Annotated in this window: 26 protein-coding genes; 19 read left to right on the top strand and 7 right to left on the bottom strand. The window is 70.5% G+C overall.

Annotated elements, in window-relative coordinates; genetic code table 11:
* Positions 1–47 precede the first annotated feature (47 nt).
* Positions 48–764, bottom strand: a complete 717-nt coding sequence (gene ndgR, locus AB0D31_RS22035) for an IclR family transcriptional regulator NdgR (RefSeq protein ID WP_362725651.1) — start codon at positions 762–764, stop codon at positions 48–50.
* A 175-nt stretch (positions 765–939) separates the two neighbouring features.
* Between ndgR and leuC the strand changes: the two genes are divergently transcribed.
* The 4 genes from leuC (at position 940) to AB0D31_RS22015 (ending at position 4,234) form a co-directional block, all read left to right on the top strand.
* Positions 940–2,364 (top strand): 3-isopropylmalate dehydratase large subunit, encoded by a 1,425-nt coding sequence (leuC, locus tag AB0D31_RS22030; RefSeq protein ID WP_362725648.1) that lies wholly within the window; start codon positions 940–942, stop codon positions 2,362–2,364.
* A gap of 5 nt (positions 2,365–2,369) precedes the next feature.
* Complete coding sequence (gene leuD, locus AB0D31_RS22025) at positions 2,370–2,963, top strand: 3-isopropylmalate dehydratase small subunit (RefSeq protein WP_362725645.1); 594 nt, start codon at positions 2,370–2,372, stop codon at positions 2,961–2,963.
* Between the two features lie 239 nt (positions 2,964–3,202).
* Positions 3,203–3,430: a hypothetical protein gene (locus AB0D31_RS22020; RefSeq protein WP_362725642.1), complete on the top strand. Its 228-nt coding sequence runs from the start codon at positions 3,203–3,205 to the stop codon at positions 3,428–3,430.
* Positions 3,431–3,574: 144 nt separating this feature from the next.
* Positions 3,575–4,234, top strand: coding sequence for an HU family DNA-binding protein (locus tag AB0D31_RS22015; RefSeq protein ID WP_362725640.1), 660 nt, complete (start codon positions 3,575–3,577; stop codon positions 4,232–4,234).
* 150 nt (positions 4,235–4,384) lie between these two features.
* On the opposite strand, the gene AB0D31_RS22010 is transcribed toward AB0D31_RS22015, so the two are convergent.
* Both AB0D31_RS22010 and cofC read right to left on the bottom strand, forming a co-directional pair.
* A complete protein-coding gene (locus tag AB0D31_RS22010; RefSeq protein ID WP_267056619.1) occupies positions 4,385–4,588 on the bottom strand; it encodes a hypothetical protein in 204 nt (67 codons plus the stop codon).
* Between the two features lie 9 nt (positions 4,589–4,597).
* Complete coding sequence (gene cofC / locus AB0D31_RS22005; protein WP_362725682.1) at positions 4,598–5,215, bottom strand: 2-phospho-L-lactate guanylyltransferase; 618 nt, start codon at positions 5,213–5,215, stop codon at positions 4,598–4,600.
* 251 nt (positions 5,216–5,466) lie between these two features.
* On the opposite strand from cofC, the gene AB0D31_RS22000 reads away from it, so the two are divergent.
* From AB0D31_RS22000 to AB0D31_RS21990, 3 genes are read left to right on the top strand one after another with little or no spacing between them, the layout of a single operon-like run.
* Positions 5,467–6,219: a lysophospholipid acyltransferase family protein gene (locus tag AB0D31_RS22000; protein ID WP_362725637.1), complete on the top strand. Its 753-nt coding sequence runs from the start codon at positions 5,467–5,469 to the stop codon at positions 6,217–6,219.
* Positions 6,216–7,229, top strand: coding sequence for an NAD(P)H-dependent glycerol-3-phosphate dehydrogenase (locus AB0D31_RS21995; protein WP_362725634.1), 1,014 nt, complete (start codon positions 6,216–6,218; stop codon positions 7,227–7,229). The genes AB0D31_RS22000 and AB0D31_RS21995 overlap by 4 nt, the downstream gene beginning before the upstream one ends.
* 57 nt (positions 7,230–7,286) lie before the next feature.
* On the top strand, positions 7,287–8,444 hold the full coding sequence (locus AB0D31_RS21990; protein WP_362725632.1) for a D-alanine--D-alanine ligase family protein: 1,158 nt from the start codon (positions 7,287–7,289) through the stop codon (positions 8,442–8,444).
* Here AB0D31_RS21990 and AB0D31_RS21985 read toward each other — a convergent pair.
* Both AB0D31_RS21985 and AB0D31_RS21980 read right to left on the bottom strand, forming a co-directional pair.
* The gene (locus AB0D31_RS21985) at positions 8,441–8,911 is read right to left on the bottom strand and encodes a DUF3515 family protein (RefSeq protein WP_362725629.1); all 471 of its coding nucleotides are present in this window, start codon (positions 8,909–8,911) and stop codon (positions 8,441–8,443) included. The two genes, AB0D31_RS21990 and AB0D31_RS21985, sit on opposite strands and share 4 nt — an antisense overlap.
* A 20-nt stretch (positions 8,912–8,931) precedes the next feature.
* Positions 8,932–9,165, bottom strand: coding sequence for an Lrp/AsnC ligand binding domain-containing protein (locus tag AB0D31_RS21980; RefSeq protein ID WP_120721180.1), 234 nt, complete (start codon positions 9,163–9,165; stop codon positions 8,932–8,934).
* Positions 9,166–9,389: 224 nt separating this feature from the next.
* Between AB0D31_RS21980 and AB0D31_RS21975 the strand changes: the two genes are divergently transcribed.
* Together AB0D31_RS21975 and thiD are read left to right on the top strand one after the other, a co-directional pair.
* A complete protein-coding gene (locus AB0D31_RS21975) occupies positions 9,390–10,355 on the top strand; it encodes a thiamine-phosphate kinase (protein WP_362725627.1) in 966 nt (321 codons plus the stop codon).
* Positions 10,352–11,134, top strand: coding sequence for a bifunctional hydroxymethylpyrimidine kinase/phosphomethylpyrimidine kinase (thiD, locus tag AB0D31_RS21970; protein ID WP_362725624.1), 783 nt, complete (start codon positions 10,352–10,354; stop codon positions 11,132–11,134). The genes AB0D31_RS21975 and thiD overlap by 4 nt, the downstream gene beginning before the upstream one ends.
* Before the next feature lie 183 nt (positions 11,135–11,317).
* On the opposite strand, the gene rpmB is transcribed toward thiD, so the two are convergent.
* Complete coding sequence (rpmB, locus tag AB0D31_RS21965) at positions 11,318–11,503, bottom strand: 50S ribosomal protein L28 (RefSeq protein WP_267056627.1); 186 nt, start codon at positions 11,501–11,503, stop codon at positions 11,318–11,320.
* 268 nt (positions 11,504–11,771) lie between these two features.
* Here rpmB and AB0D31_RS21960 point away from each other — a divergent pair, with 268 nt between their 5' ends.
* The 9 genes from AB0D31_RS21960 (at position 11,772) to mutM (ending at position 20,943) form a co-directional block, all read left to right on the top strand.
* Positions 11,772–13,376, top strand: a complete 1,605-nt coding sequence (locus tag AB0D31_RS21960) for a DAK2 domain-containing protein (RefSeq protein WP_362725622.1) — start codon at positions 11,772–11,774, stop codon at positions 13,374–13,376.
* 131 nt (positions 13,377–13,507) lie between these two features.
* Entirely contained in the window at positions 13,508–15,727 is a 2,220-nt protein-coding gene (gene recG / locus AB0D31_RS21955; RefSeq protein ID WP_362725619.1) for an ATP-dependent DNA helicase RecG, read from the top strand.
* Positions 15,728–15,773: 46 nt separating this feature from the next.
* Positions 15,774–16,370 (top strand): 16S rRNA (guanine(966)-N(2))-methyltransferase RsmD, encoded by a 597-nt coding sequence (gene rsmD, locus AB0D31_RS21950; RefSeq protein WP_362725617.1) that lies wholly within the window; start codon positions 15,774–15,776, stop codon positions 16,368–16,370.
* 26 nt (positions 16,371–16,396) lie between these two features.
* On the top strand, positions 16,397–16,876 hold the full coding sequence (gene coaD / locus AB0D31_RS21945; RefSeq protein ID WP_362725679.1) for a pantetheine-phosphate adenylyltransferase: 480 nt from the start codon (positions 16,397–16,399) through the stop codon (positions 16,874–16,876).
* Between the two features lie 108 nt (positions 16,877–16,984).
* Positions 16,985–18,061, top strand: coding sequence for an ATP synthase F0 subunit B (locus AB0D31_RS21940; protein ID WP_362725614.1), 1,077 nt, complete (start codon positions 16,985–16,987; stop codon positions 18,059–18,061).
* A 226-nt stretch (positions 18,062–18,287) separates the two neighbouring features.
* Complete coding sequence (locus AB0D31_RS21935; protein ID WP_362725676.1) at positions 18,288–18,935, top strand: DUF177 domain-containing protein; 648 nt, start codon at positions 18,288–18,290, stop codon at positions 18,933–18,935.
* Between the two features lie 2 nt (positions 18,936–18,937).
* Complete coding sequence (gene rpmF, locus AB0D31_RS21930; protein ID WP_007493396.1) at positions 18,938–19,111, top strand: 50S ribosomal protein L32; 174 nt, start codon at positions 18,938–18,940, stop codon at positions 19,109–19,111.
* Between the two features lie 19 nt (positions 19,112–19,130).
* Positions 19,131–19,940: a ribonuclease III gene (gene rnc, locus AB0D31_RS21925; protein ID WP_362725611.1), complete on the top strand. Its 810-nt coding sequence runs from the start codon at positions 19,131–19,133 to the stop codon at positions 19,938–19,940.
* Positions 19,941–20,073: 133 nt separating this feature from the next.
* Positions 20,074–20,943: a bifunctional DNA-formamidopyrimidine glycosylase/DNA-(apurinic or apyrimidinic site) lyase gene (mutM, locus tag AB0D31_RS21920; protein WP_362725608.1), complete on the top strand. Its 870-nt coding sequence runs from the start codon at positions 20,074–20,076 to the stop codon at positions 20,941–20,943.
* Here mutM and AB0D31_RS21915 read toward each other — a convergent pair.
* Entirely contained in the window at positions 20,916–21,344 is a 429-nt protein-coding gene (locus AB0D31_RS21915; protein WP_362725606.1) for a helix-turn-helix domain-containing protein, read from the bottom strand. The genes mutM and AB0D31_RS21915 overlap by 28 nt on opposite strands.
* Before the next feature lie 201 nt (positions 21,345–21,545).
* Here AB0D31_RS21915 and AB0D31_RS21910 point away from each other — a divergent pair, with 201 nt between their 5' ends.
* Entirely contained in the window at positions 21,546–22,136 is a 591-nt protein-coding gene (locus tag AB0D31_RS21910; RefSeq protein WP_362725603.1) for a flavodoxin family protein, read from the top strand.
* Positions 22,137–22,348 lie beyond the last annotated feature (212 nt).

Here is a 22,348-nt window from a genome sequence, read left to right as displayed (position 1 = left end):
CACCGCTGCGGCGTTGAAGCGGTGAGCCGGTAAGAGGGAGCAGCGGGTCAGCCGTTGCGGCGCAGCGCCTCCGACAGACGGGCGGCGGCGTCGATGATCGCCTGGGCGTGCATCCGGCCCGGGTGACGGGTCAGCCGCTCGATGGGGCCGGAGACCGACACTGCGGCCACCACCCGGTTCGAGGGACCGCGCACCGGAGCCGACACCGAGGCCACGCCCGGCTCGCGCTCACCGATCGACTGGGCCCAGCCCCTGCGGCGTACCCCGGAAAGGGCCGTCGCCGTGAAGCGGGCGCCCTGGAGGCCGCGGTGCAGGCGCTCAGGCTCCTCCCAGGCCATCAGGATCTGCGCGGACGAGCCGGCCTTCATCGTCAGCGTGGAGCCGACGGGCACGGTGTCGCGCAGGCCCGAGAGCCGCTCGGCGGCCGCCACACAGATCCGCATGTCGCCCTGGCGGCGATAGAGCTGGGCGCTCTCGCCGGTGACGTCGCGCAGATGCGTGAGGACGGGGCCGGCCGTGGCCAGCAGGCGGTCCTCGCCGGCCGCCGCAGCGAGCTCGGCGAGGCGCGGGCCGAGGATGAAACGGCCCTGCATGTCCCGCGCCACCATCCGGTGGTGTTCCAGTGCCACGGCGAGGCGGTGTGCCGTGGGTCGTGCGAGCCCTGTGGCCGCGACCAGACCTGCGAGGGTGGCCGGACCGGACTCCAGAGCGCCCAAGACAAGGGCAGCCTTGTCGAGAACGCCTACGCCGCTAGAGTTGTCCATGCAACGATATTCACGTCTCACTCTGTGAAACGCAAGTTCAATTTTCTCCGGAAGTCGTCAAGCTGTACTGGCGATCCGTACAACGGAACGCGGCCTTTGTCCGGGGTGTGCGGTACGGACAAGGGGCAATCGATCTCTAGTAGTGCCGGCGACGACGCCGGGCGGAGGGAAGGCGATGGCCAGGACACTCGCTGAGAAGGTCTGGGACGACCATGTCGTCAGGCGTGCCGAGGGCGAGCCGGACCTGCTCTTCATCGATCTGCACCTGCTGCACGAGGTGACCAGCCCGCAGGCCTTCGACGGCCTGCGCAAGAACGGTCGCCAGGTGCGGCGCCTCGATCTCACCATCGCCACCGAGGACCACAACACCCCCACGATCGACATCGACAAGCCGATCGCGGACCCGGTCTCCCGGGTCCAGCTGGAGACGCTGCGCAAGAACTGCGCCGAGTTCGGGGTGCGTCTGCACCCGCTGGGTGACGTCGAGCAGGGTGTCGTCCACGTGGTGGGACCGCAGCTGGGCCTGACCCAGCCCGGCACCACGGTGGTCTGCGGCGACTCGCACACCTCCACCCACGGCGCCTTCGGCGCGCTGGCGTTCGGCATCGGCACCAGCCAGGTCGAGCACGTGCTCGCCACCCAGACGCTGCCGCTGGCCCCGTTCAAGACGATGGCCATCACCGTCGACGGCGAACTGCCCGATGGCGTCACCGCCAAGGACCTGATCCTCGCGATCATCACGAAGATCGGCACCGGCGGCGGCCAGGGCTACGTCCTGGAATACCGCGGCTCCGCCATCGAGAAGCTCTCGATGGAAGCCCGCATGACCATCTGCAACATGTCGATCGAGGCCGGCGCCCGCGCGGGCATGATCGCTCCCGACCAGACCACCTTCGACTACCTGGAAGGGCGCGTCCACGCGCCCCAGGGCGAGGACTGGGACGCGGCGGTCGCGTACTGGAAGACCCTCAAGACGGACGAGGGCGCGGAATTCGACGCCGAGGTCGTCATCAAGGCCGACGAACTGGCTCCGTTCGTCACCTGGGGCACCAACCCCGGCCAGGGCGCGCCCCTGTCGGCGAACGTCCCCGACCCGGCTTCGTACGAGGACGCTTCGGAGCGGATGGCCGCCGAAAAGGCGCTGGAGTACATGGGGTTGACCGCGGGGCAGCCGCTGCGCGAGATCGACGTCGACACCGTCTTCGTAGGTTCGTGCACCAATGGCCGTATCGAGGACCTGCGCAACGCCGCGGCCGTCATCGAGGGCCGCAAAGTCGCCGACGGCGTACGGATGCTGGTCGTCCCCGGCTCCGTGCGGGTCGCGCTGCAGGCCATCGACGAGGGTCTGGACAAGGTGTTCACGGCCGCCGGAGCCGAATGGCGGCACGCGGGCTGCTCGATGTGCCTGGGCATGAACCCGGACCAGCTGGCCCCCGGCGAGCGCTCCGCGTCCACCTCCAACCGCAACTTCGAGGGCCGGCAGGGCAAGGGCGGCCGCACCCACCTGGTTTCGCCCCAGGTCGCCGCCGCGACCGCGGTCCTCGGCCATCTGGGTTCGCCCGCCGACCTGTCCGACGCCCGTACCCCCGTGGAGGCCTGAGAACCATGGAAGCTTTCACCGCACACACCGGCCGGGCCGTGCCGCTGCGCCGCTCCAACGTCGACACCGACCAGATCATCCCGGCCCACTGGCTGAAGAAGGTCACCCGCGACGGCTTCGAGGACGGGCTCTTCGAGGCCTGGCGCAAGGACTCCGAGTTCGTTCTGAACAAGCCCGAGCGCAAGGGCGCCACGGTTTTGGTGGCCGGCCCCGACTTCGGAACCGGCTCCTCGCGCGAGCACGCCGTATGGGCGCTGCAGAACTACGGCTTCAAAACCGTGATCTCCTCCCGCTTCGCCGACATCTTCCGCGGCAACTCGTTGAAGAACGGGCTGCTCACCGTCGTTCTCGACCAGCAGACCGTGGACGCGCTCTGGGAGCTGACCGAGAGCGACCCGACCGCCGAAATCACCGTTGACCTGCAGGATCGCCAAGTTCGCGCGGAAGGCGTCACCGCCGCCTTCGAACTCGACGAGAACGCCCGCTGGCGGCTCCTGAACGGTCTGGACGACATCTCCATCACGCTCCAGAACGAGCCCGACATCGCGGCCTACGAAGCCGTCCGCCCCTCCTTCAAGCCGAGCACGATCCAGGCCTGAACCGCCTATTGACCCCCCTTCGGCTGCATCGCGCCCCCTGATTTCCGGACCGATTTCCGGGCAGGGGGCGCGTCGCGTTTTGGGCAACGGGGGTGACGTCAACTAGCCTTGTGCGCAGGGCAGATGGCTGGATACTCGCTTGCGCGGCCGAAGGATCGTACGGACGTCCCGAAGGCGTGGGATTCGCTCAGTTGCCCCCGCCGGAGGTGACAACTCGCCTCAGATGGCACAATCGACGCATGGAACGCGACAGCCAACTCGAGCTCTACGGGGTGGTGGCGGACCAACTCAAAGAAGCGCACACAACGGTGCGTGAACTGCAAGTCCCGGAGGGCGTACGGATGGCGCTGTCCCGGAAGCTGCTGGTCATAACAGCGGCTGCCAAACACGATCTCGCCGATGCGGCAAGACGTCTGGATCGGTTGATGAAGGACCTCGACGAGGGCCGATTCCCCGAAGGCGACTGAGCCGTAAGGAACTCGGCAAGAGCCGACTTCGTTGCGGCACTAGGGTGATTAGCCCGTTTCGTGTTTGATTTGCGGTATATATCTGCCTAACGTGCGAAAAGGCCTGGACGCTTTCGCTCAGGCAATGTCTCCGAAGGGGAAGACGTGAACAAGGCGCAGCTCGTAGAAGCGATTGCCGACAAGGTCGGCGGCCGTCAGCAGGCCGCGGACGCGGTGGACGCGGTTCTGGACGCGATCGTCCGTGCGGTCGTCGCCGGCGACCGCGTCTCGGTCACCGGTTTCGGCTCGTTCGAGAAGGTCGACCGCCCGGCCCGTTACGCCCGCAACCCGCAGACGGGTGAGCGCGTACGGGTCAAGAAGACCTCCGTTCCGCGCTTCCGTGCGGGCCAGGGCTTCAAGGACCTCGTCGCGGGCTCGAAGAAGCTCCCGAAGAACGACGTGGCCGTCAAGAAGGCTCCCAAGGGCAGCCTCTCGGGCGGTACTTCCACCCGCGCCACGGTGAAGAAGGCCGCGGCCAAGAAGGCCACGACCGCCAAGAAGGCCACCGCCAAGAAGACCGCGGCGGTGAAGAAGACCACCGCCGCGAAGACCACGGCGGCGAAGAAGACCACCGCCAAGAAGGCGCCCGCCACGAAGACGACGGCGACCGCCAAGAAGGCCACGCCGGCGAAGACCGCGACCGCCAAGAAGGCCACCGCGAAGAAGACCGCGCCGGCCAAGAAGACCGTCGCGAAGAAGGCGCCCGCGAAGAAGACCACGGCGCGCAAGACCACCGCCAAGAAGGCGACCGCTCGCAAGAAGTAGTCACCAGCGGCAAGGCTCAAGCGCCGGGCCGGGCTCCCCTCGGGGAGACCCGGCCCGCGGCCGTTCTCCGGCCACGTCGCCCGCGCGGCCAAGCTCCCGGGGCGACGCGGGTGACGCGGGCGACGCCGGTGACGGCGACGAGGGGGGGGCTCAGAAGGTCTGCAGCGTCACCAGCGTGATCCGCAGCGCCTCGCCCGACCCCTCGGTCTCGATACGGACCCGCTGCCCTGGTCGCAGCAGCCGCAGACCGCCCGCGTCGAAGGCCGGGGCCTCGAAACCCACCGGGGTGCCGTCGTCGAGCAGCACACTGCCGCTGCGGGTCTCGGAGTCGTATGTGTACGCGGTCGCCTGCATACCCGCAGCCTAGTGCCCCGGTACGACATCGAGGGCGGCACGCAGGGCGGCCGTGGCCGGGCCCACCCCCAGGGCGAGCGCCGCCCGCAGATCCGCTCCCGTATCGACGTCCTGGCGCACCGAATCCACGCCGTCGAGCAGGATTTCGACCGCCCCCGACGCACCGTGCGCGGCCCGCGAGGGACCACCGAAAACCGGGTTCAAATCGGCGCCGCCGGCCGCGGAAAGAAAGGTGGTGCCGATACCCGCCGCGTCGGTGAGAAAAGCACGCGGAAATGCGGCAGCCGCGGCGAGCACGCGGCCCAGTTCGGCGGGGCGCAGCGCCGGCAGGTCCGCGTTGAGGGCGGCCACCGCGAGCCCCGTACGCCGGCCGCGCACCCGGCAGGCGCCGTGCGCGAGCGCCGCGTTGAGACCGGCGGCGGGGGAGTCGGGCACGATGCGCGCGCCCAGCGCGGTGAGCTCCGCGCCGGCCAGCGGATCGTCCGTGACGACCGCCACATCGCGCACCGCCGGGCAGTCGAGCGCCGCCGCCACGGTGTCGAGCGCGAACGCCAGGGCGAGCCGGGGCCGCAGCGCGTCGCCGACGGCCGCCGCCAGCCTGCTCTTGGCCAGCGCCAAGGGCTTCAGCGGAACGACGAGGGACCAGCGGGCAGATGTCGCGGTGTTCGTGGCGTCCCCTCCGTCCGAGCCCCGCCCCGGCCCGGTCGAGCGGCGGGGGCTTTCATTGTCACCCGCCCTGAGGGTCACTGTCCGGGCCGGGGCGTACGGTGTTCTCGACAGACCACGGGCCCGGGGCGACACTTGCCCAGGAGCCGCCTGGGTCAGTTCCCCCGGGTCGTACAGAGGCCTGGCCGGGGTCCACAGAGGAAGGTGTCCGAGTGTCCCGCCGCAGAATCGGCTTCTGGTACCGCCTGGCGGCGGTCATCTCAAAACCGCCGCTGGTCGTTCTGTTCAAGCGGGACTGGCGGGGAATGGAGAACATTCCTTCCGACGGCGGATTCATCACCGCCATCAATCACAACTCGTATCTGGACATGTTCTCCTACGGGCATTTCCAATACAACACGGGCCGTGTGCCCCGATTCCTGGCCAAGGCCGCGCTTTTCAAGGCCCCCGTCGTCGGGACCCTGCTGCGCGGCACGGGCCAGATTCCGGTCTACCGCGAGTCCACCACCGCCGTCGGCGCCTTCCGGGCCGCCGTGGACGCCGTGGAGCGCGGTGAATGCGTGGCCTTCTACCCCGAAGGCACCCTCACCCGCGACCCGGGCCAGTGGCCGATGACCGCGAAGACCGGGGTCGCGCGGGCCGCCCTGATGACCCGGGCGCCCGTCATCCCGATCGCCCAGTGGGGCGCCAACTTGGCGATGCCGCCGTACGCCAAGGAGAAGAAGGTCAGCTTCTTCCCGCGCAAGACCCTTCAGGTGAAGGCCGGACCGCCGGTCGACCTCGACCGGTTCTACGACAAGGAGCCGACCCCCGAGGTCCTCAGGGAGGTGACCGAGACCATCATGGCCGCGATCACCTCGATCCTGGAGGAACTGCGGGGCGAGAAGGCCCCCGCCAAACCGTACGATCTGCGCGAAGTCCGCGCGCAGCAGCGCCGCGAGGCCGCCCGGGAGGACACCAAGTGACGCACGGCACCACCAAGGCAGCGGTGTTCGGGACGGGTTCGTGGGGCACGGCGTTCGCCATGGTCCTCGCCGACGCGGGGTGCGACGTCACCCTGTGGGCCCGCCGCCCCGACCTCGTCGACGCGGTCAACTCCACGCGCACCAACCCCGACTACCTGCCCGGCATCGAGCTGCCCGCCTCCGTACGGGCCACCACCGACCCCGCCGAGGCCGCGGCCGGCGCCGACTTCACGGTCCTCGCCGTCCCCTCGCAGACGCTGCGCGACAACCTCGCCGTATGGGCGCCCCTGCTGGCGCCCGGCACCGTCCTCGTCTCCCTGATGAAGGGGGTCGAACTCGGCACCGCCAAGCGGATGAGCGAGGTCGTCGCCGAAGTCGCCAAGGTCTCCGACGACCGTGTCGCCGTGGTCACCGGGCCCAACCTGGCCAAGGAGATCGCGGGACGCATGCCGGCGGCGGCCGTGGTCGCCTGCCGCGACGAAGCCGTCGCCCAGCGCCTCCAGGCCGCCTGCCACACCCCGTACTTCCGCCCGTACACCAACACCGACGTCGTCGGCTGCGAACTGGGCGGCGCCGTCAAGAACGTCATCGGGCTCGCCGTCGGCATCGCCGACGGCATGGGGCTCGGCGACAACGCCAAGGGCTCCCTCATCACCCGCGGCCTCGCCGAAACCACCCGGCTCGGCCTCGCCATGGGCGCCGACCCGCTCACGTTCTCCGGCCTCGCGGGCCTCGGCGACCTGGTGGCCACCTGCTCCTCGCCGCTCTCGCGCAACCACACCTTCGGCACCAACCTCGGCAAGGGCATGACCCTTCAGGAGACCATCGCGGTCACCAAGCAGACCGCCGAAGGCGTCAAGTCCTGCGAATCCGTGCTGGATCTGGCCCGGCGCCACGGCGTCGACATGCCCATCACGGAGACCGTCGTCGGCATCGTCCACGAGGGCAAGCCGCCGGTCGTCGCCCTCAAGGAGCTGATGTCGCGCAGCGCCAAGGCCGAACGACGCTGACGTGCCGGGCCCCGTGGCAGTGGCCGCGGGGCTCCGAACGGGTACCCTCAACGCGATATGAGCAGCGAGAACCTCCCCCAGAGCCCTGAGAAGCAGCCCCGCAAGCCGCGGGTGGCCGTGGTGTTCGGCGGCCGCAGTTCGGAACACGGCATCTCGGTCGTGACCGCCGGCGCCGTGCTGCGCTCCATCGACCGTACGAAGTACGACGTGCTGCCCATCGGCATCACGACGGACGGCCGCTGGGCGCTCACCGCGGACGATCCGGAGCGGATGGCGATCAGCGACCGGCGCACCCCCAGCGTCGACGAGCTCGCCGAGTCCCCCGAGGGCGGTGTCGTCCTGCCCGTGGACCCGGGCAGCCGCGAAGTCGTCTACACCGAGCCCGGCACGGTGCCCAAGGCCCTCGGCGAGGTCGACGTCGTCTTCCCGGTGCTGCACGGCCCCTACGGCGAGGACGGCACTCTCCAGGGCCTCCTCGAACTCTCCGGCATCCCGTACGTCGGCGCGGGCGTCCTCGCCTCCGCCGTCGGCCAGGACAAGGAGTACATGAAGCGCGTCTTCACCTCCTTCGGGCTGCCCGTCGGGCCCTACCTGGTGGTGCGTCCGCGCGAGTGGGAGCAGGACGAGAAGGGCGCCCGCCAGCGCATCGCCGACTTCGCCGGTGAGCACGGCTGGCCGCTGTTCATCAAGCCGTCCCGGGCCGGCTCCTCGTTCGGCATCACCAAGGTCGACTCCTTCGAGGGTCTGGACGAGGCCATCACCGAGGCCCGCCGCCACGACCCCAAGTTCCTCGTCGAGTCGCTGCTGCGCGGCCGCGAGATCGAGTGCGGGGTCCTGGAGTTCGAGGACGGGCCGCGGGCGAGCGTGCCGGCCGAGATCCCGCCGGTGACCGCCCACGAGTTCTACGACTTCGAGGCCAAGTACATCGACTCGGCGGCCGGCATCGTGCCCGCGCCGATCGGCGACGACGCCATCGCGGAGGTACAGCGCCTGGCCGTCGAGGCGTTCGAGGCCGCGTCCTGCGAGGGCCTGGTCCGCGCGGACTTCTTCCTCCAGGACAACGGCGAGTTCGTCATCAACGAGATCAACACGATGCCCGGCTTCACGCCGATCTCGATGTACCCGCGGATGTGGCAGGAGAGCGGCGTCGCGTACGCGGAGCTGGTCGACAAGCTCATCCAGGCGGCGCTGCGCCGGCCCACGGGGCTGCGCTAGAGGCTCTTGGTGGTCTTCGCGACGGGGGCGCCGAACGGCTGGAGCACGGAGGCGTCGTGCTCGTACCGCGTTCCCGTCAGCAGTTCGACGTAGGGCTCCCGCAGCGCGGTGACGAACCGGGGGCCTTCGGGGCGCGGGAACACGACCCACCAGACGCCGTCCACCTGAACGCCGTTGTTCGTGGGGTCGCTCATATCGTCAGCACGCGCGACCCCGCAGCGCAGTACGATCGCGGCGTCCCCGTCCCCCCACCGGGCCGTGAGCGGCGAGTCCGGGGTGGGGTCGTGCCGCTTCTGCCCGGCCACGGTGTCGGGCAGGAGCTTGTCCAGGGCCGCGCAGGCGGCCGCGTCCTTCGCCGAGGGGGAGGGAACCGCCACCTTCGCGGTGGCGTCGGACGAAGAACAGCCCGCGGCCGCCAGGAGGGCGACCACGGGCAGGATGAGAAACGGCCGGCGAGAGAAAGTCACCGGCCCAGGGTAGGCGGGGGCTAGAGATGGACGACCGGGCAGGTCAGGGTTCGGGTGATCCCGTCCACCTGCTGGACCTTGGCGACCACCATGCGACCGAGCTCGTCGACCGTCTCGGCCTGGGCGCGCACGATCACGTCGTAGGGACCGGTGACGTCTTCGGCCTGGATGACTCCCGCGAGCTCTGCGATGGCCTCGGCGACGGTAGACGCCTTGCCCACTTCGGTCTGAATGAGGATGTACGCCTGTACCACGGAACCTCCAGGGCGGCCACGAGGATCATGTGGGGGAGAGAAAGAGACGCCACGGTACCGCGTCGCCCCGCGCGACGGGGAGACCCGCGCGACCGGCCGCTCGCGCCGTGGGGCGAGAGCCGCCATGAAGTTGACGTATGTGTTGACGGTACCCACGCCCGAGACCGCTCGCGACCGCAAGCGCACGGGGGCCGATGGGGTACGACGATGAGAGGTGGGACACGGTGAAAGGCACTGTGGGCGAGTTGGGGGAGTTCGGGCTCATCAGGGAGCTGACCTCCCGGCTCACCTCCACCCCCGCGGTCAGGCTGGGGCCCGGCGACGACGCCGCGGTGGTGACCGCGCCCGACCGCAGGGTGGTCGCCAGCACGGACATCCTGCTCGAAGGACGCCACTTCCGGCGCGACTGGTCGACGGCGTACGACGTCGGACGCAAGGCCGCCGCGCAGAACTTGGCCGACATCGCCGCCATGGGCGCGGTACCGACCGCGGTGCTGCTCGGCCTGGTCGTCCCGGCCGAACTCCCGGTCACCTGGCCCACCGAGCTGATGGACGGCATCCGCGACGAGTGCCAGGTCGCGGGGGCGGCCGTCGTCGGCGGTGACGTCGTGCGCGGCGACACCATCACCGTCGCCATCACCGCCCTCGGAGACCTGCGCAACCACGAGCCGGTGACCCGGGCCGGCGCCCAGCCCGGCGATGTCGTCGCGGTGACGGGCTGGCTCGGCTGGTCGGCGGCGGGCTATGCGGTGCTCTCGCGCGGCTTTCGCTCGCCGCGCGCCTTCGTCGAGGCACACCGGCGCCCCGAGCCGCCATACCACGCGGGCCCCGCGGCGGCCGGCCTCGGCGCCACCGCCATGACCGACGTCAGCGACGGTCTCGTCGCCGACCTCGGGCACATCGCCGAGTCCAGCAAGGTCCGCATCGATCTGCGCTCCGGACTCATCGACATCCCGACACAGATGAGCGACATCGGCCAGGCCGTCGGCGTGGACCCGCTGCAATGGGTGCTGACCGGCGGCGAGGACCACGCGATCGTGGCGACGTTCCCGCCGGACGTGAAGCTGCCCGCCCGCTGGAAGGTGATCGGCGAGGTCCTCAACCCCTCCGCGCTGCCCACGGTCACCGTGGACGGCGCGCCCTGGACCAGCCAGGGCGGCTGGGACCACTTCGGGGACGATCCCGCATGATCCCCCGCGTGCTGACCGTCGCCGGATCCGACTCCGGCGGCGGCGCCGGCATCCAGGCCGACCTCAAGACGATGCTCGCGCTCGGGGTGCACGGCATGAGCGTGGTCACCGCCGTCACCGCGCAGAACTCGCTCGGTGTCCAAGGCGTGTGGGAGCTTCCGGTGGAAGCGGTGCGGGCCCAGTACCGGGCGGTCGTCGACGACATCGGCGTCCAGGCGGTGAAGACCGGCATGCTGGCGTCGGCCGCCCTCGTCGAGGCCGTGGCCGACCTCCTCGCCACCACCGAGGCCCCGGTCGTCGTGGACCCGGTGGGCGTCTCCAAGCACGGCGACCCGCTGCTCGCCGCCGAGGCCCTCGACTGCGTACGCACCCGGCTGCTGCCGACCGCGACCGTCGCCACGCCCAACCTGGACGAAGTGACCCAGATCACCGGCATCCTGGTCGAGGACGAGGACGGAATGCGCCGCGCGGCGGAGGCGATCCTGGGGTTCGGTCCGCGCTGGGCGCTCATCAAGGGCGGCCACTACCCCGGCGACGCCCTCGACCTCCTGACCGACGGCCACGAGGAACACTGGCTGCGCGCCCCGCGCCTGGACAACCGGCACACCCACGGCACGGGCTGCACGCTCGGCTCCGCCATCGCCTCCCACCTCGCCCGGGGGCTCGCGGTCCCGGAGGCGGTCAGGGCGGCCAAGGAGTACGTGACCGGCGCCATCGGTGCGGGGTTCGCACTCGGCGCGGGCATCGGGCCCGTCGACCACGGCTGGCGCTTCCGGTAGGGGGCCCCGATGGGGGCCGGGGGTCCGGACCTGGTTCGGCCTCTGGGCACGGGTCCGGGCATGGCTCCGGTACCGGCGTGGACGGGCTCCGGGTACGGGTCCGGGTACGGCAAAAAGCCGGTCCACCGAGGTGGACCGGCTTTTCAAGGCAACCGCAGGGCTGCGCTACGACAGACGTCGCAATTAGCGCGAGACCTTGCCGGCCTTGATGCACGAGGTGCAGACGTTGAGCCGCTTCGGCGTCCGACCGACCACGGCACGCACACGCTGGATGTTCGGGTTCCAGCGACGAGACGTACGGCGGTGCGAGAAGGAAATGTTGTTGCCGAAGCTCGGCCCCTTGCCGCAGACGTCGCAGTTGGCAGCCACGGGTCACTCCAAAAGCTTCAGATGCATTAAATGCACTTACAGTGAATCCGGCGCACCGGAATCAGAGATCTGAAGTGGCTTGCCGGGGGAATCGGCCCGACTCTCGCCGGGCAACCGAAGCAGCATACAACGCCTGCTCCTGAGATACGAAACTACCACGGCTGCGGCCGCCCCCGACCCGGCCCCCGGCCCGCACCGGGTCTACCCTGCGGTTTCGGCCGCATCCCCCACGCGGCCGGCCCGCCGCTCCCACAAGGAGGACCACCAGGTGCCGCAGACCCTCGATGCCGTCGCGGTACGCGGCTGGTGCGCGCTGGCGCTCGACGCACTGGGCCGGGACCGCGAGGCGATCGACGCGATCAACGTGTACCCGGTCGCGGACGGGGACACGGGCACCAACCTCTATCTGACGATGGAGTCCGCGGCGCAGGCCGTCGAGGCCGTCTTCGCCGCCTATCCCGAGCCGCCGGTGTACGCGGGCGTCCCGCCCACCGCCGACGTCGTACGGGCCATGGCGCACGGCGCGCTGATCGGCGCCCGGGGCAACTCCGGCACGATCCTCGCCCAGCTCCTGAGGGGCATGGCCGAGGTCCTCCAGGACGACGGGGACCTGGCCAGGGCGCTGCACCGGGCCGCCTCCGCCGCCTATCTCGCGGTCGCCCACCCCGTCGAGGGCACCGTCCTGACGGTGGCCACGGCCGCCGCCGAAGCGGCCCGGAAGGCGAGCGGCACCCCGGCCGCCGTGGCGCAGGCCGCCTACGCGGGTGCCCGCGACGCCCTGGACGCGACACCTTCCCAGCTCGCCGCCCTCGGGCGCGCGGGCGTGGTGGACGCGGGCGGACGGGGCCTGGTCACCGTGTTGGGCGCCCTGGTCCAGGCGCTCTCCGGCGAAGCCCCGGTGGTGCGCGGAGAGGCACCCGTGCCGGTGCCCGTGACGGACTGCCCGGCCGAGGCCGAGGCGGCGGGCCCCGCCTTCGAGGTGATCTACCTCCTGGAGGCCGACGACGTGGCCGTGGACCGGTTGCGGACCCGGCTCGACCGGCTCGGCGATTCCCTGGTCGTGGTCGGCGGCGACGGCCTGTGGAACGTCCATGTGCACGTCGACGACGCGGGCGCCGCCGTGGAGGCCGGGGTCGAGGCGGGCCGCCCGTACCGGATCCGCATCACGCACTTCGAGCAGTCGGCCGCCGCCGAGCCGCCCAGGGAACAGGTCCAGCGGGCCGTGGTCGCGGTCGTGCCCGGCGAGGGCCTTGCGGGGCTCTGCGCCGAGGCCGGCGCGACGACGGTGCTCGCCCGGCCCGGGGAGCCCCCGGCCAGCGGCGAACTCGTCGAGGCGATCCGGCGCGCGCACGCCCGCGAGGTGGTGCTCCTGCCCAACGACGCCGAGCTGCGCCACACGGCGGCGGCCGCCGTCGAACAGGCCAGGGCCGAAGGCATCCGGGTCGCGCTCATCCCGACTCGGGCCGCCGTCCAGGGCATCGCGGCGCTCGCGGTCCACGCCCCCGACCGGCGCTTCGACGAGGACGTCGTCGCGATGACCTCCGCGGCGGGCGCCACCCGTCATGCCGAACTGGCCGTCGCCGAACGGCAGTCGTGGACGATGGCCGGCGTCTGCCAGGCCGGTGACGTGCTCGGTCTCATCGACGGCGACGTGGTCGTCATCGGTCAGGACCTCGCCGGCACCGCCCGCACCGTCCTCGACCGGATGCTGGCCGCGGGCGGCGAACTCGTCACCCTGGTCCTCGCCGCGGACGTCCCGCCGGGCCTTGCGGCGGCGCTCGAAACCCACGTGAGCAAGGCCCACTTGGCGGTCGACACCGTGGTGTACGAGGGCGGACGCCAAGGGGTTCCGCTGCTGATCGGCGTGGAGTAGGCCCCGCGCCCCGGTCCGCGCTCCCGCTCCTGCGCCCCGGGGGGGCGAGGGCTCCGTGGCCCCCCGCGCGGCACGGGCGTGACCAGCGGTTATCCACAGGTCTTGGCGGGCTGTCAGTGCCGTGGTGTGCAATGGATCGCGTGCCTGCGCTCGAAGAACCACTGAAGAAGCTGCTTGGCGGACCCACCGCGAAGGTGATGGCCGACCAGCTCGACCTGCACACGGTCGGCGACCTCCTGCACCACTACCCGCGGCGGTACGAGGAGCGGGGCCAGCTCACCAAGCTGGCCGAGCTGCCCCTGGACGAGGACGTCACGGTCGTCGCCCAGGTCGCCGACGCCCGGGTGCACACCTTCAACGGCGGGCGCGGCCAGCGCCTGGAGATCACCATCACCGACGGCAGCGGCCGCCTCCAGCTGGTCTTCTTCGGCCGCGGCATCCACAAGCCGCACAAGGAGCTGCTCCCCGGCAGCCGGGCGATGTTCGCGGGCAAGGTGTCGATGTTCAACCGGCGCATGCAGCTCGCCCATCCCACGTACGCGAAGCTCGGCGCGGACGCGGCGGAGACCGAGACGGACGACGGGGCGGACATCGCCTCCTGGGCCGGCGCCCTGATCCCGATCTACCCCGCCTGCAAGGGGTTGGAGTCCTGGAAGATCGCCAAGGCGGTCGACGCGGTCCTGCCCAGCGCCCAGGAGGCTGTTGACCCGCTCCCGGAGGCCCTGCGCGAAGGGCGCGGCTTCGTCTCCTTGCCCGAGGCCCTCCTCAAGGTCCACCGGCCGCACACCAAGGCCGACATCGAGGACGCGAGGCAGCGCCTGAAGTGGGACGAGGCCTTCGTCCTCCAGGTCGCGCTCGCCCGGCGGCGCCATGCGGACGCCCAACTCCCGGCCGTGGCAAGGCGACCCGCCCCCGGCGGCCTGCTCGACGCCTTCGACGCCAAGCTGCCCTTCACGCTCACCGAGGGCCAGGAGAAGGTCTCCAGGGAGATCTCCGACGACCTGGCGACCGAGCACCCCATGCACCGGCTCCTCCAGGGCGAGGTCGGCTCGGGCAAGACGATGGTCGCGCTGCGCGCCATGCTCGCCGTCGTCGACTCCGGCGGCCAGGCCGCGATGCTCGCGCCCACCGAGGTCCTCGCCCAGCAGCACCACCGCTCGATCACCGAGATGATGGGCGAGCTCGCCGAGGGCGGCATGCTCGGCGGGGCCGATCTCGGCACCAAGGTCGTGCTCCTCACCGGTTCCATGGGGGTGCCGGCCCGGCGCCAGGCCCTGCTCGACCTGGTCACCGGCGAGGCGGGCCTGGTCATCGGCACCCACGCCCTGATCGAGGACAAGGTGCAGTTCCACGATCTGGGCCTCGTCGTCGTCGACGAGCAGCACCGCTTCGGCGTCGAGCAGCGCGACGCCCTGCGCGGCAAGGGCAAACAGCCCCCGCACCTGCTCGTCATGACCGCCACCCCGATCCCGCGCACGGTCGCGATGACGGTCTTCGGTGACCTGGAGACCTCCGTCCTCGACCAGTTGCCGGCCGGCCGCTCGCCCATCGCCAGCCATGTCGTCCCCGCCCAGGACAAGCCGCACTTCCTGGCCCGCGCCTGGGAGCGGGTGCGCGAGGAGGTCGACAAGGGCCATCAGGCATACGTGGTGTGCCCGCGCATCGGTGACGCCGAGGAGGAGGCCCGGACCGCCAAGGGCAAGAAGAAGGCCGAGGAGGCCGAGACCGCCGACAAACGGCCGCCCCTCGCCGTGATCGAGATCGCGGAGCAGCTGCGCAAGGGCCCGCTCCAGGGGCTGCGTACGGAGATCCTGCACGGCAGGATGCAGCCGGACGACAAGGACGACGTGATGCGCAGGTTCGGCGCGGGCGAGGTCGACGTCCTGGTCGCCACCACCGTCATCGAGGTCGGGGTGAACGTGCCGAACGCCACCGCCATGGTGATCATGGACGCCGACCGGTTCGGCGTCTCCCAGCTCCACCAGCTGCGCGGCCGGGTCGGCCGTGGCTCGGCGCCCGGCCTGTGCCTGCTCGTCACCGACATGCCGGAGGCGAGCCCCGCCCGGGCCCGGCTCAACGCCGTCGCCGCCACGCTCGACGGCTTCGAGCTCTCCCGTATCGACCTCGAACAGCGCCGTGAGGGCGATGTGCTCGGCCAGGCCCAGTCCGGGGTGCGCTCCTCGCTGCGGATGCTCACCGTCATCGAGGACGAGGAGGTCATCGCCGCCGCCCGCGAGGAGGCCGTCACGGTGGTCGCCGACGACCCGGACCTCGACCGCCTGCCCGGCCTGCGCACCGCTCTGGACGCCCTGCTCGACAAGGACCGCGAGCAGTACCTCGACAAGGGCTGAGAGACTGGGGCGAGCACATCCGACGCACGGACAGACAAGGACTGAGATGACCCGCGTGATCGCCGGCCGGGCCGGTGGCCGTCGTCTGGCCGTACCGCCGGGCACCGGCACCCGCCCCACATCCGACCGGGCGCGCGAGGGCCTCTTCTCCACCTGGGAGGCGCTGCTCGGCACGCTCGACGGCATCCGGATCGCCGATCTGTACGCGGGCTCGGGGGCGGTGGGCCTCGAGGCGCTCTCCCGGGGCGCCGCCCACGCCCTGCTCGTCGAGGCCGACGTACGCGCCGCGCGCACCGTCCGCGACAACGTGGCGGCGCTGAAGCTTCCGGGCGCCGAAGTGCGGACCGGCAAAGCGGAACAGATCGTGACGGGCCCGGCGCCCGCCGACCCGTATGACGTGATTTTCCTGGATCCGCCCTACGCCGTCACCGATGACGATCTTCGGGAGATCCTGCTCACACTCGGCCGCGGGGGCTGGCTAGCGGAGGAGTGTCTCGTCACCGTGGAGCGCAGCACCAGAGGCGGGGAATTCGGCTGGCCCGAAGGATTCGAAGCGCTGCGGGCCCGTCGTTACGGCGAGGGCACGCTTTGGTACGGTCGCGCCGCCTCCACGTGCGACAACGCACCGCGAGACACCCCATGACCGGACCGGAGAGCGAGGGACACCAGATGCGCCGCGCCGTCTGTCCCGGGTCCTTTGACCCCATCACCAACGGACACCTCGACATCATCGCCCGCGCCTCCCGTCTGTACGACGTCGTACATGTCGCGGTGATGATCAACCAGTCGAAGCAGGGCCTGTTCACCATCGAGGAGCGGATCGAGATGATCCGCGAGGTGACGGCCGACCTCGGCAACGTGGAGGTCGAGTCCTTCCACGGACTGCTCGTCGACTTCTGCAAGCAGCGGGACATCCCCGCGATCGTCAAGGGCCTTCGCGCCGTCAGCGACTTCGACTACGAGTTGCAGATGGCGCAGATGAACAACGGGCTCTCGGGCGTGGAGACCCTGTTCGTGCCGACCAACCCGACGTACAGCTTCCTGTCGTCCTCGTTGGTCAAGGAGGTCGCGACCTGGGGCGGCGACGTCTCCCACCTGCTGCCGGCCACGGTCCACGCGGCCCTGGTCGCGCGGCTCGCCGAAAAGTGAGCCGGCCGCGAGCCGACTGACAGTCCGTCACCCGGTGTCGGGCGGGCGCCGACTGGCCTTACAGTCGTCCCGTCCGTCTCCAATCCGTTAGAAGAGTGGCGATCACCGGTGGACGTGCAGAAGAAGCTCGACGAGATCGTCGGGGTGGTCGGCGGGGCCCGGTCCATGCCCATGTCGGCCTCGTGCGTGGTCAACCGCGCCGACCTCCTGGCCATGCTGGAAGAGGTGCGCCAGGCGCTGCCCGGCTCGCTCGCCCAGGCCCAGGAGCTGATCGGCGGCCGTGAGCAGATGGTCGAGCAGGCGCGCCAGGAGGCCGAGCGGATCATCGAGTCCGCGCACGCCCAGCGCGGCACCCTGATCTCCGACACCGCCGTCGCCCGCCAGTCCCAGGACGAGGCGGACCGGATCCTGGACGAGGCCCGCAGGGAGGCCGAGGAGATCCGCGCCGAGGCCGACGACTACGTCGACTCCAAACTCGCCAACTTCGAGGTCGTCCTCACCAAGACGATCGGTTCGGTCGACCGCGGCCGCGAGAAGCTGCTCGGCCGTGGCCCCGGCCTGGACGATCAGGGCCGCACCGACGAGGACGCCCCCGAGTACAGCGCCGACCCGCAGACGCTCATCCACCGCGCCGACGAGTACGTCGACGCCAAGCTGGGCGCCTTCGAGGCGGTCCTCGCCAAGACCCTCGAAGCGGTCGGCCGGGGCCGCCAGAAGCTGCACGGCAGGACCGCGTCCGACGACCTCGCCGACCACATGGCCGCCCAGGACGCGGCCGGCGACCTCCACCAGCACACCAGCGACGCCGACTACCTCGCCGGCCTCGCCGGACTGGCCGACCCGGAGCCCGTCGCGGCGCACGCCGCCGAGACGCACATCCCGGCGCAGCAGCAGCCGGCGTACGACCCCTACGGCTACCAGCAGCCCCAGCAGGACCCGTACGGCTACCAGCACCAGTCCCAGCTCCAGCAGCAGGAGCAGTACGCGCAGTACGGGTACGTCCAACAGGATCCGTACGCCTACGACCAGGGTCAGCTGCACGGGCAGCAGCAGTACGTGCCGCCGCAGCCCCAGCACCAGCCGCAGCAGGCCGCGCTCGACGAGACCAGCCTCTTCGACACCAGCATGATCGACCTGGATCAGCTGCGCGCCTACGAACAGGGCCACGGGCAGCACCGCCCCTAGCAGGGCCCGTCCGGTAGCAGAGCCCGTCCGGTGGCAGGGCCTGTCCGATGGGCCGGGTGCGGGCCGGGACCTGGCCCCAGAGGCCGAAGAGGGCCGGATTGGGTCTATGGCGGCCGGTCCAGTATCCTGGCTCTTCGGTCGCGCGTACGTCCGCGATCCAAGCTGCCCGATTCGCTCAGCGAAGCCGGTGGCAGCCCACTCCACTACCTCGAAAGCAGGAAGAGCCCTGAGCACGCGCCTCGACCACCGCAACCCCCTCGTGTTCGACACACACGAGCTGGGACGGCGACCCGGTGCGCTCCAGCGGCTCTCCCGCACCGTGGAAGCCCCGAAGGAACTCGGGATCCCCGAGGTCATCCACGTGCCTGAGGGCAGGCCCGTGGACATCGAGCTCCGTCTGGAGTCGGTCATGGAAGGGGTGCTTGTCACAGGCACCGCCCGTGCATCGGCCGAGGGGGAGTGCGTAAGGTGTCTGGAGCCGCTTCAGCAGGACGTTGAAGTGGACTTCCAGGAAATGTTCTCGTACCCCGACACCGACGACCGGGGCCGCCACAAGGCAGCCGCGGACGACGATGCCGAGGACGACGAGGACATGATTCCGCTCGAGGACGGCATGTTCGACCTCGAGCCTTTGCTGCGTGACGCGGTAGTGCTCGCACTGCCGATGCAGCCGGTGTGCCGGGAGGACTGCCCGGGGCTGTGTTCCGAATGCGGAGCGCGCCTGGCGGACGACCCGGACCACCACCATGACGCCGTCGACATTCGTTGGGCGGCATTGCAGGGACTCGCCGGGACCATCCAGGACGGCGAGAAGGACAACATGAGCGGCACTGCGTCTGACGTGCAGGATGCCGCCGAGAAGCAGGAGAAGTAGCCGTGGCTGTTCCGAAGCGGAAGATGTCGCGCAGCAACACGCGCCACCGCCGGTCGCAGTGGAAGGCTGCGGTCCCCACCCTGGTTGCGTGCGAGCGCTGCCATGAGCCGAAGCTCCAGCACATCGCGTGCCCGAGCTGCGGCACCTACAACAAGCGCCAGGTCCTCGAGGTCTGAGCGGCTGGTGAGAGGCCCGATGTCTGAGTCCAACGCCAAAAAGGCGGACAACAACACGGCCTCGTCCCACACGCTTCTGGAAGGGCGGCTCGGGTATCAGCTCGAGTCCGCCCTTCTGGTGCGTGCACTCACCCACCGTTCGTACGCGTACGAGAACGGCGGTCTGCCGACCAATGAGCGGCTGGAGTTCCTCGGGGACTCGGTGCTCGGTCTGGTCGTCACCGACACGCTGTACCGCACCCACCCCGACCTCCCGGAAGGCCAGCTGGCCAAACTCCGGGCCGCGGTGGTCAACTCTCGTGCGCTCGCGGAAGTGGGCCGAGGGCTCGAACTCGGTTCCTTCATCCGGCTCGGCCGGGGCGAAGAGGGCACGGGCGGCCGGGACAAGGCATCCATCCTTGCCGACACCCTAGAAGCGGTGATCGGCGCGGTCTATCTCGACCAGGGGCTTGAGGCGGCGTCCGCGCTCGTCCACAAGCTGTTCGATCCCCTGATCGAGAAGTCCTCGAACCTAGGGGCCGGCCTGGACTGGAAGACCAGTCTCCAGGAGCTCACGGCGGCCGAAGGGCTCGGCGTTCCCGAGTACCTGGTCTCCGAGACGGGTCCCGACCACGAGAAGACCTTTACTGCTGCCGCCCGCGTCGGTGGTGTCTCGTACGGCACCGGCACCGGCCGCAGCAAGAAGGAAGCGGAGCAGCAGGCCGCGGAATCGGCATGGCGGTCCATCAGGGCCGACGCCGACGAGCGGGCCAAGGCGGTGGCCGAGGCCACCGTCACCACCTCCGACGGCGGGTCGCCGACCCCCGCCACCGGTGGCTCGGCGGTCTGAGCGCCTTTCCTTCGAAAGCCCCCGTCCGGCGCACTTCGGTGCCCGGGCGGGGGCTTCGCACGTCCCGGCGGGCCGTCGGCCGCACGCTCGGGCCCGCTGTGAGCGCCCGTCGTACACCGGGTAATCTGCGCCCATGCCTGAGCTGCCTGAAGTCGAAGTCGTACGGCGCGGACTCGAGCGCTGGGTGGCCGGGCGGACCGTGGCGGACGTCGAGGTACTGCATCCGCGCGCCGTACGCCGCCATCTCGCCGGGGGCGACGACTTCGCGGCGCGGCTCAAGGGGCACCGTGTCGGTGTCGCGCACCGGCGCGGCAAGTATCTGTGGCTGCCGCTCGCGGACGCGGAGGTGTCCGTGCTCGGGCATCTCGGGATGAGCGGTCAGCTGCTCGTGCAGCCGCAGGGCGCGCCGGACGAGAAGCACCTGCGGATCCGGGTGCGTTTCCAGGACGAGCTCGGCACCGAACTGCGCTTCGTCGACCAGCGCACCTTCGGCGGGCTCTCGCTCCACACCACCGTCGCCGGCAGCGCGGACGGCCTGCCCGACGTCATCGCGCACATCGCCCGTGACCCGCTGGACCCCGCCTTCGACGACGAGGCCTTCTTCGTGGCGCTGCGGCTGCGGCGCACCACGATCAAACGAGCACTGCTCGATCAATCGCTCATCAGTGGGGTCGGCAACATCTACGCCGACGAGGCGCTCTGGCGCGCGAAGCTGCACTACGACCGCCCGACCGCGACCCTCAACCGTCCCAAGGCGGCCGAACTCCTGGGCCACGCACGGGATGTGATGAACGCGGCGCTCGCCGTCGGCGGCACCAGCTTCGACAGCCTCTACGTCAACGTCAACGGGGAGTCCGGCTACTTCGAGCGCTCCCTCGACGCGTACGGCCGCGAGGGCGAACCGTGCAGGCGCTGCGGAACGCCGATGCGCAGACGCGCCTGGATGAACCGGTCCAGCTACTACTGCCCGCGGTGTCAGCGGGCTCCGCGCTCCGCGTCGTAGCTCTGCTGCGCATCCAGGACCGCCGGCATCCGCCCCTCCACGAAGTGGATGAGTGAGAGCAGCCGTTCGGCGACCTCGCGGCCCAGCTCGGTCAGCTCGTAGTCGACCCGCGGCGGGTTGGTGGGCTGCGCCTCGCGCAGGACCAGTCCGTCGCGTTCCAGCGAGTGCAGCGTCTGGGAGAGCATCTTCTCGCTCACGCCGTCGACTCTGCGGCGCAGCTCGTTGAAGCGGGCGCTTCCCTCGTGCAGGGCGCCCAGCGTCAGGCTGCCCCACCGGCCTGTGACGTTCTCCAGGGTGCGCCGGGACGGGCAGGACTTGGCGAACACGTTGAACGCCAGGTCGGCGTCGGCCGCAGGGCACGGGCTATCGGCGCGCGGCGTATCCGTAGAGATCTCGTCCATAGCTCCACCATACGCTCCGACAGCGCTCGCACCTAGGTTGCGCTAACCAAAAGTTAGTGCTTTCCTGAGTGCAGCGCCGTAGCGGGCAGCCGCCGCGGAATCGGCCCGTGCCTGGTCGCGCCCGCTTTCTCCGCTCCTTACATACGCATGACCCGTCCTCCCGTACGCATGACCTGCCACGCCCTTGAGGGGATTACCGCCGTGATCACTCCTGTCGTCTCGATCGCCTACCACTCCGGATACGGCCACACCGCCGTCCTCGCCGAAGCCGTCGGCCAGGCCGCCGCCGAGGCCGGTGCCACCGTTCACGTCATCAAGGTCGACACCATCACCGAAGCCGAGTGGGAGTTGCTCGACGCCTCCGACGCGATCGTCTTCGGCTCGCCCACCTACATGGGTACCGCCTCCGGCGCCTTCCACCAGTTCGCCGAGGACTCCTCCAAGCGCTGGTTCACCGACGCCTGGCGGGACAAGCTCGCCGCCGGCTTCACCAACTCCGGCTCCAAGAGCGGTGACAAGGGCCACACCCTGCAGTTCTTCGGGACCCTCGCCGCCCAGCACGGCATGCACTGGGTGAACCTCGGCCTCAAGCCCGGCTGGAACGCCTCCACGGCCTCCGAGTACGACCTCAACCGGCTCGGCTTCTTCGCGGGCGCCGGCGCCCAGACCAACTCCGACCAGGGCCCCGAAGCCGTCCACAAGGCCGACATCGCGACCGCCGAGCACCTGGGCCGCCGCGTCACCGAGACCGCCCGCGTCTTCCTCGCGGGCAAGGCCGCCGTCGGCGCCTGACGCGCCCGTCCGCGGTTCGGATTCCGAGCAGACGAAAGGGCCCCTCCGTTCGCACCGGTGGGGCCCTTTCGTCTGTGCGCACGAACGCATCGCGTACGCATTACGTACCCGTGATTGCGTATGAGCGAGGCCATTGATCAATTGGCCGAATGCACGATCAATTCCCTGTCACGTGATCAATTGCTCGTACGTGCTCAGCGATCGATCGCATG

Source organism: Streptomyces sp. NPDC048361 (assembly GCF_040651795.1).
Taxonomy (GTDB): Bacteria; Actinomycetota; Actinomycetes; order Streptomycetales; family Streptomycetaceae; genus Streptomyces.
Note: the sequence above shows the minus strand (reverse complement) of the source record. Positions and strands in the feature narration are given on the sequence as shown.

Coding starts and splice junctions, on each gene's coding strand:
- leuD (WP_362725645.1), top strand. CDS start 2,370: ATGGAAGCTTTCACCGCACACACCGGCCGGGCCGTGCCGCTGCGCCGC.
- rsmD (WP_362725617.1), top strand. CDS start 15,774: ATGACCCGCGTGATCGCCGGCCGGGCCGGTGGCCGTCGTCTGGCCGTA.
- ndgR (WP_362725651.1), bottom strand. CDS start 764: ATGGACAACTCTAGCGGCGTAGGCGTTCTCGACAAGGCTGCCCTTGTC.
- AB0D31_RS21990 (WP_362725632.1), top strand. CDS start 7,287: ATGAGCAGCGAGAACCTCCCCCAGAGCCCTGAGAAGCAGCCCCGCAAG.
- recG (WP_362725619.1), top strand. CDS start 13,508: ATGGATCGCGTGCCTGCGCTCGAAGAACCACTGAAGAAGCTGCTTGGC.
- rnc (WP_362725611.1), top strand. CDS start 19,131: ATGTCTGAGTCCAACGCCAAAAAGGCGGACAACAACACGGCCTCGTCC.
- coaD (WP_362725679.1), top strand. CDS start 16,397: ATGCGCCGCGCCGTCTGTCCCGGGTCCTTTGACCCCATCACCAACGGA.
- thiD (WP_362725624.1), top strand. CDS start 10,352: ATGATCCCCCGCGTGCTGACCGTCGCCGGATCCGACTCCGGCGGCGGC.
- AB0D31_RS22010 (WP_267056619.1), bottom strand. CDS start 4,588: ATGCAGGCGACCGCGTACACATACGACTCCGAGACCCGCAGCGGCAGT.
- mutM (WP_362725608.1), top strand. CDS start 20,074: ATGCCTGAGCTGCCTGAAGTCGAAGTCGTACGGCGCGGACTCGAGCGC.
- leuC (WP_362725648.1), top strand. CDS start 940: ATGGCCAGGACACTCGCTGAGAAGGTCTGGGACGACCATGTCGTCAGG.
- AB0D31_RS21915 (WP_362725606.1), bottom strand. CDS start 21,344: ATGGACGAGATCTCTACGGATACGCCGCGCGCCGATAGCCCGTGCCCT.
- AB0D31_RS22020 (WP_362725642.1), top strand. CDS start 3,203: ATGGAACGCGACAGCCAACTCGAGCTCTACGGGGTGGTGGCGGACCAA.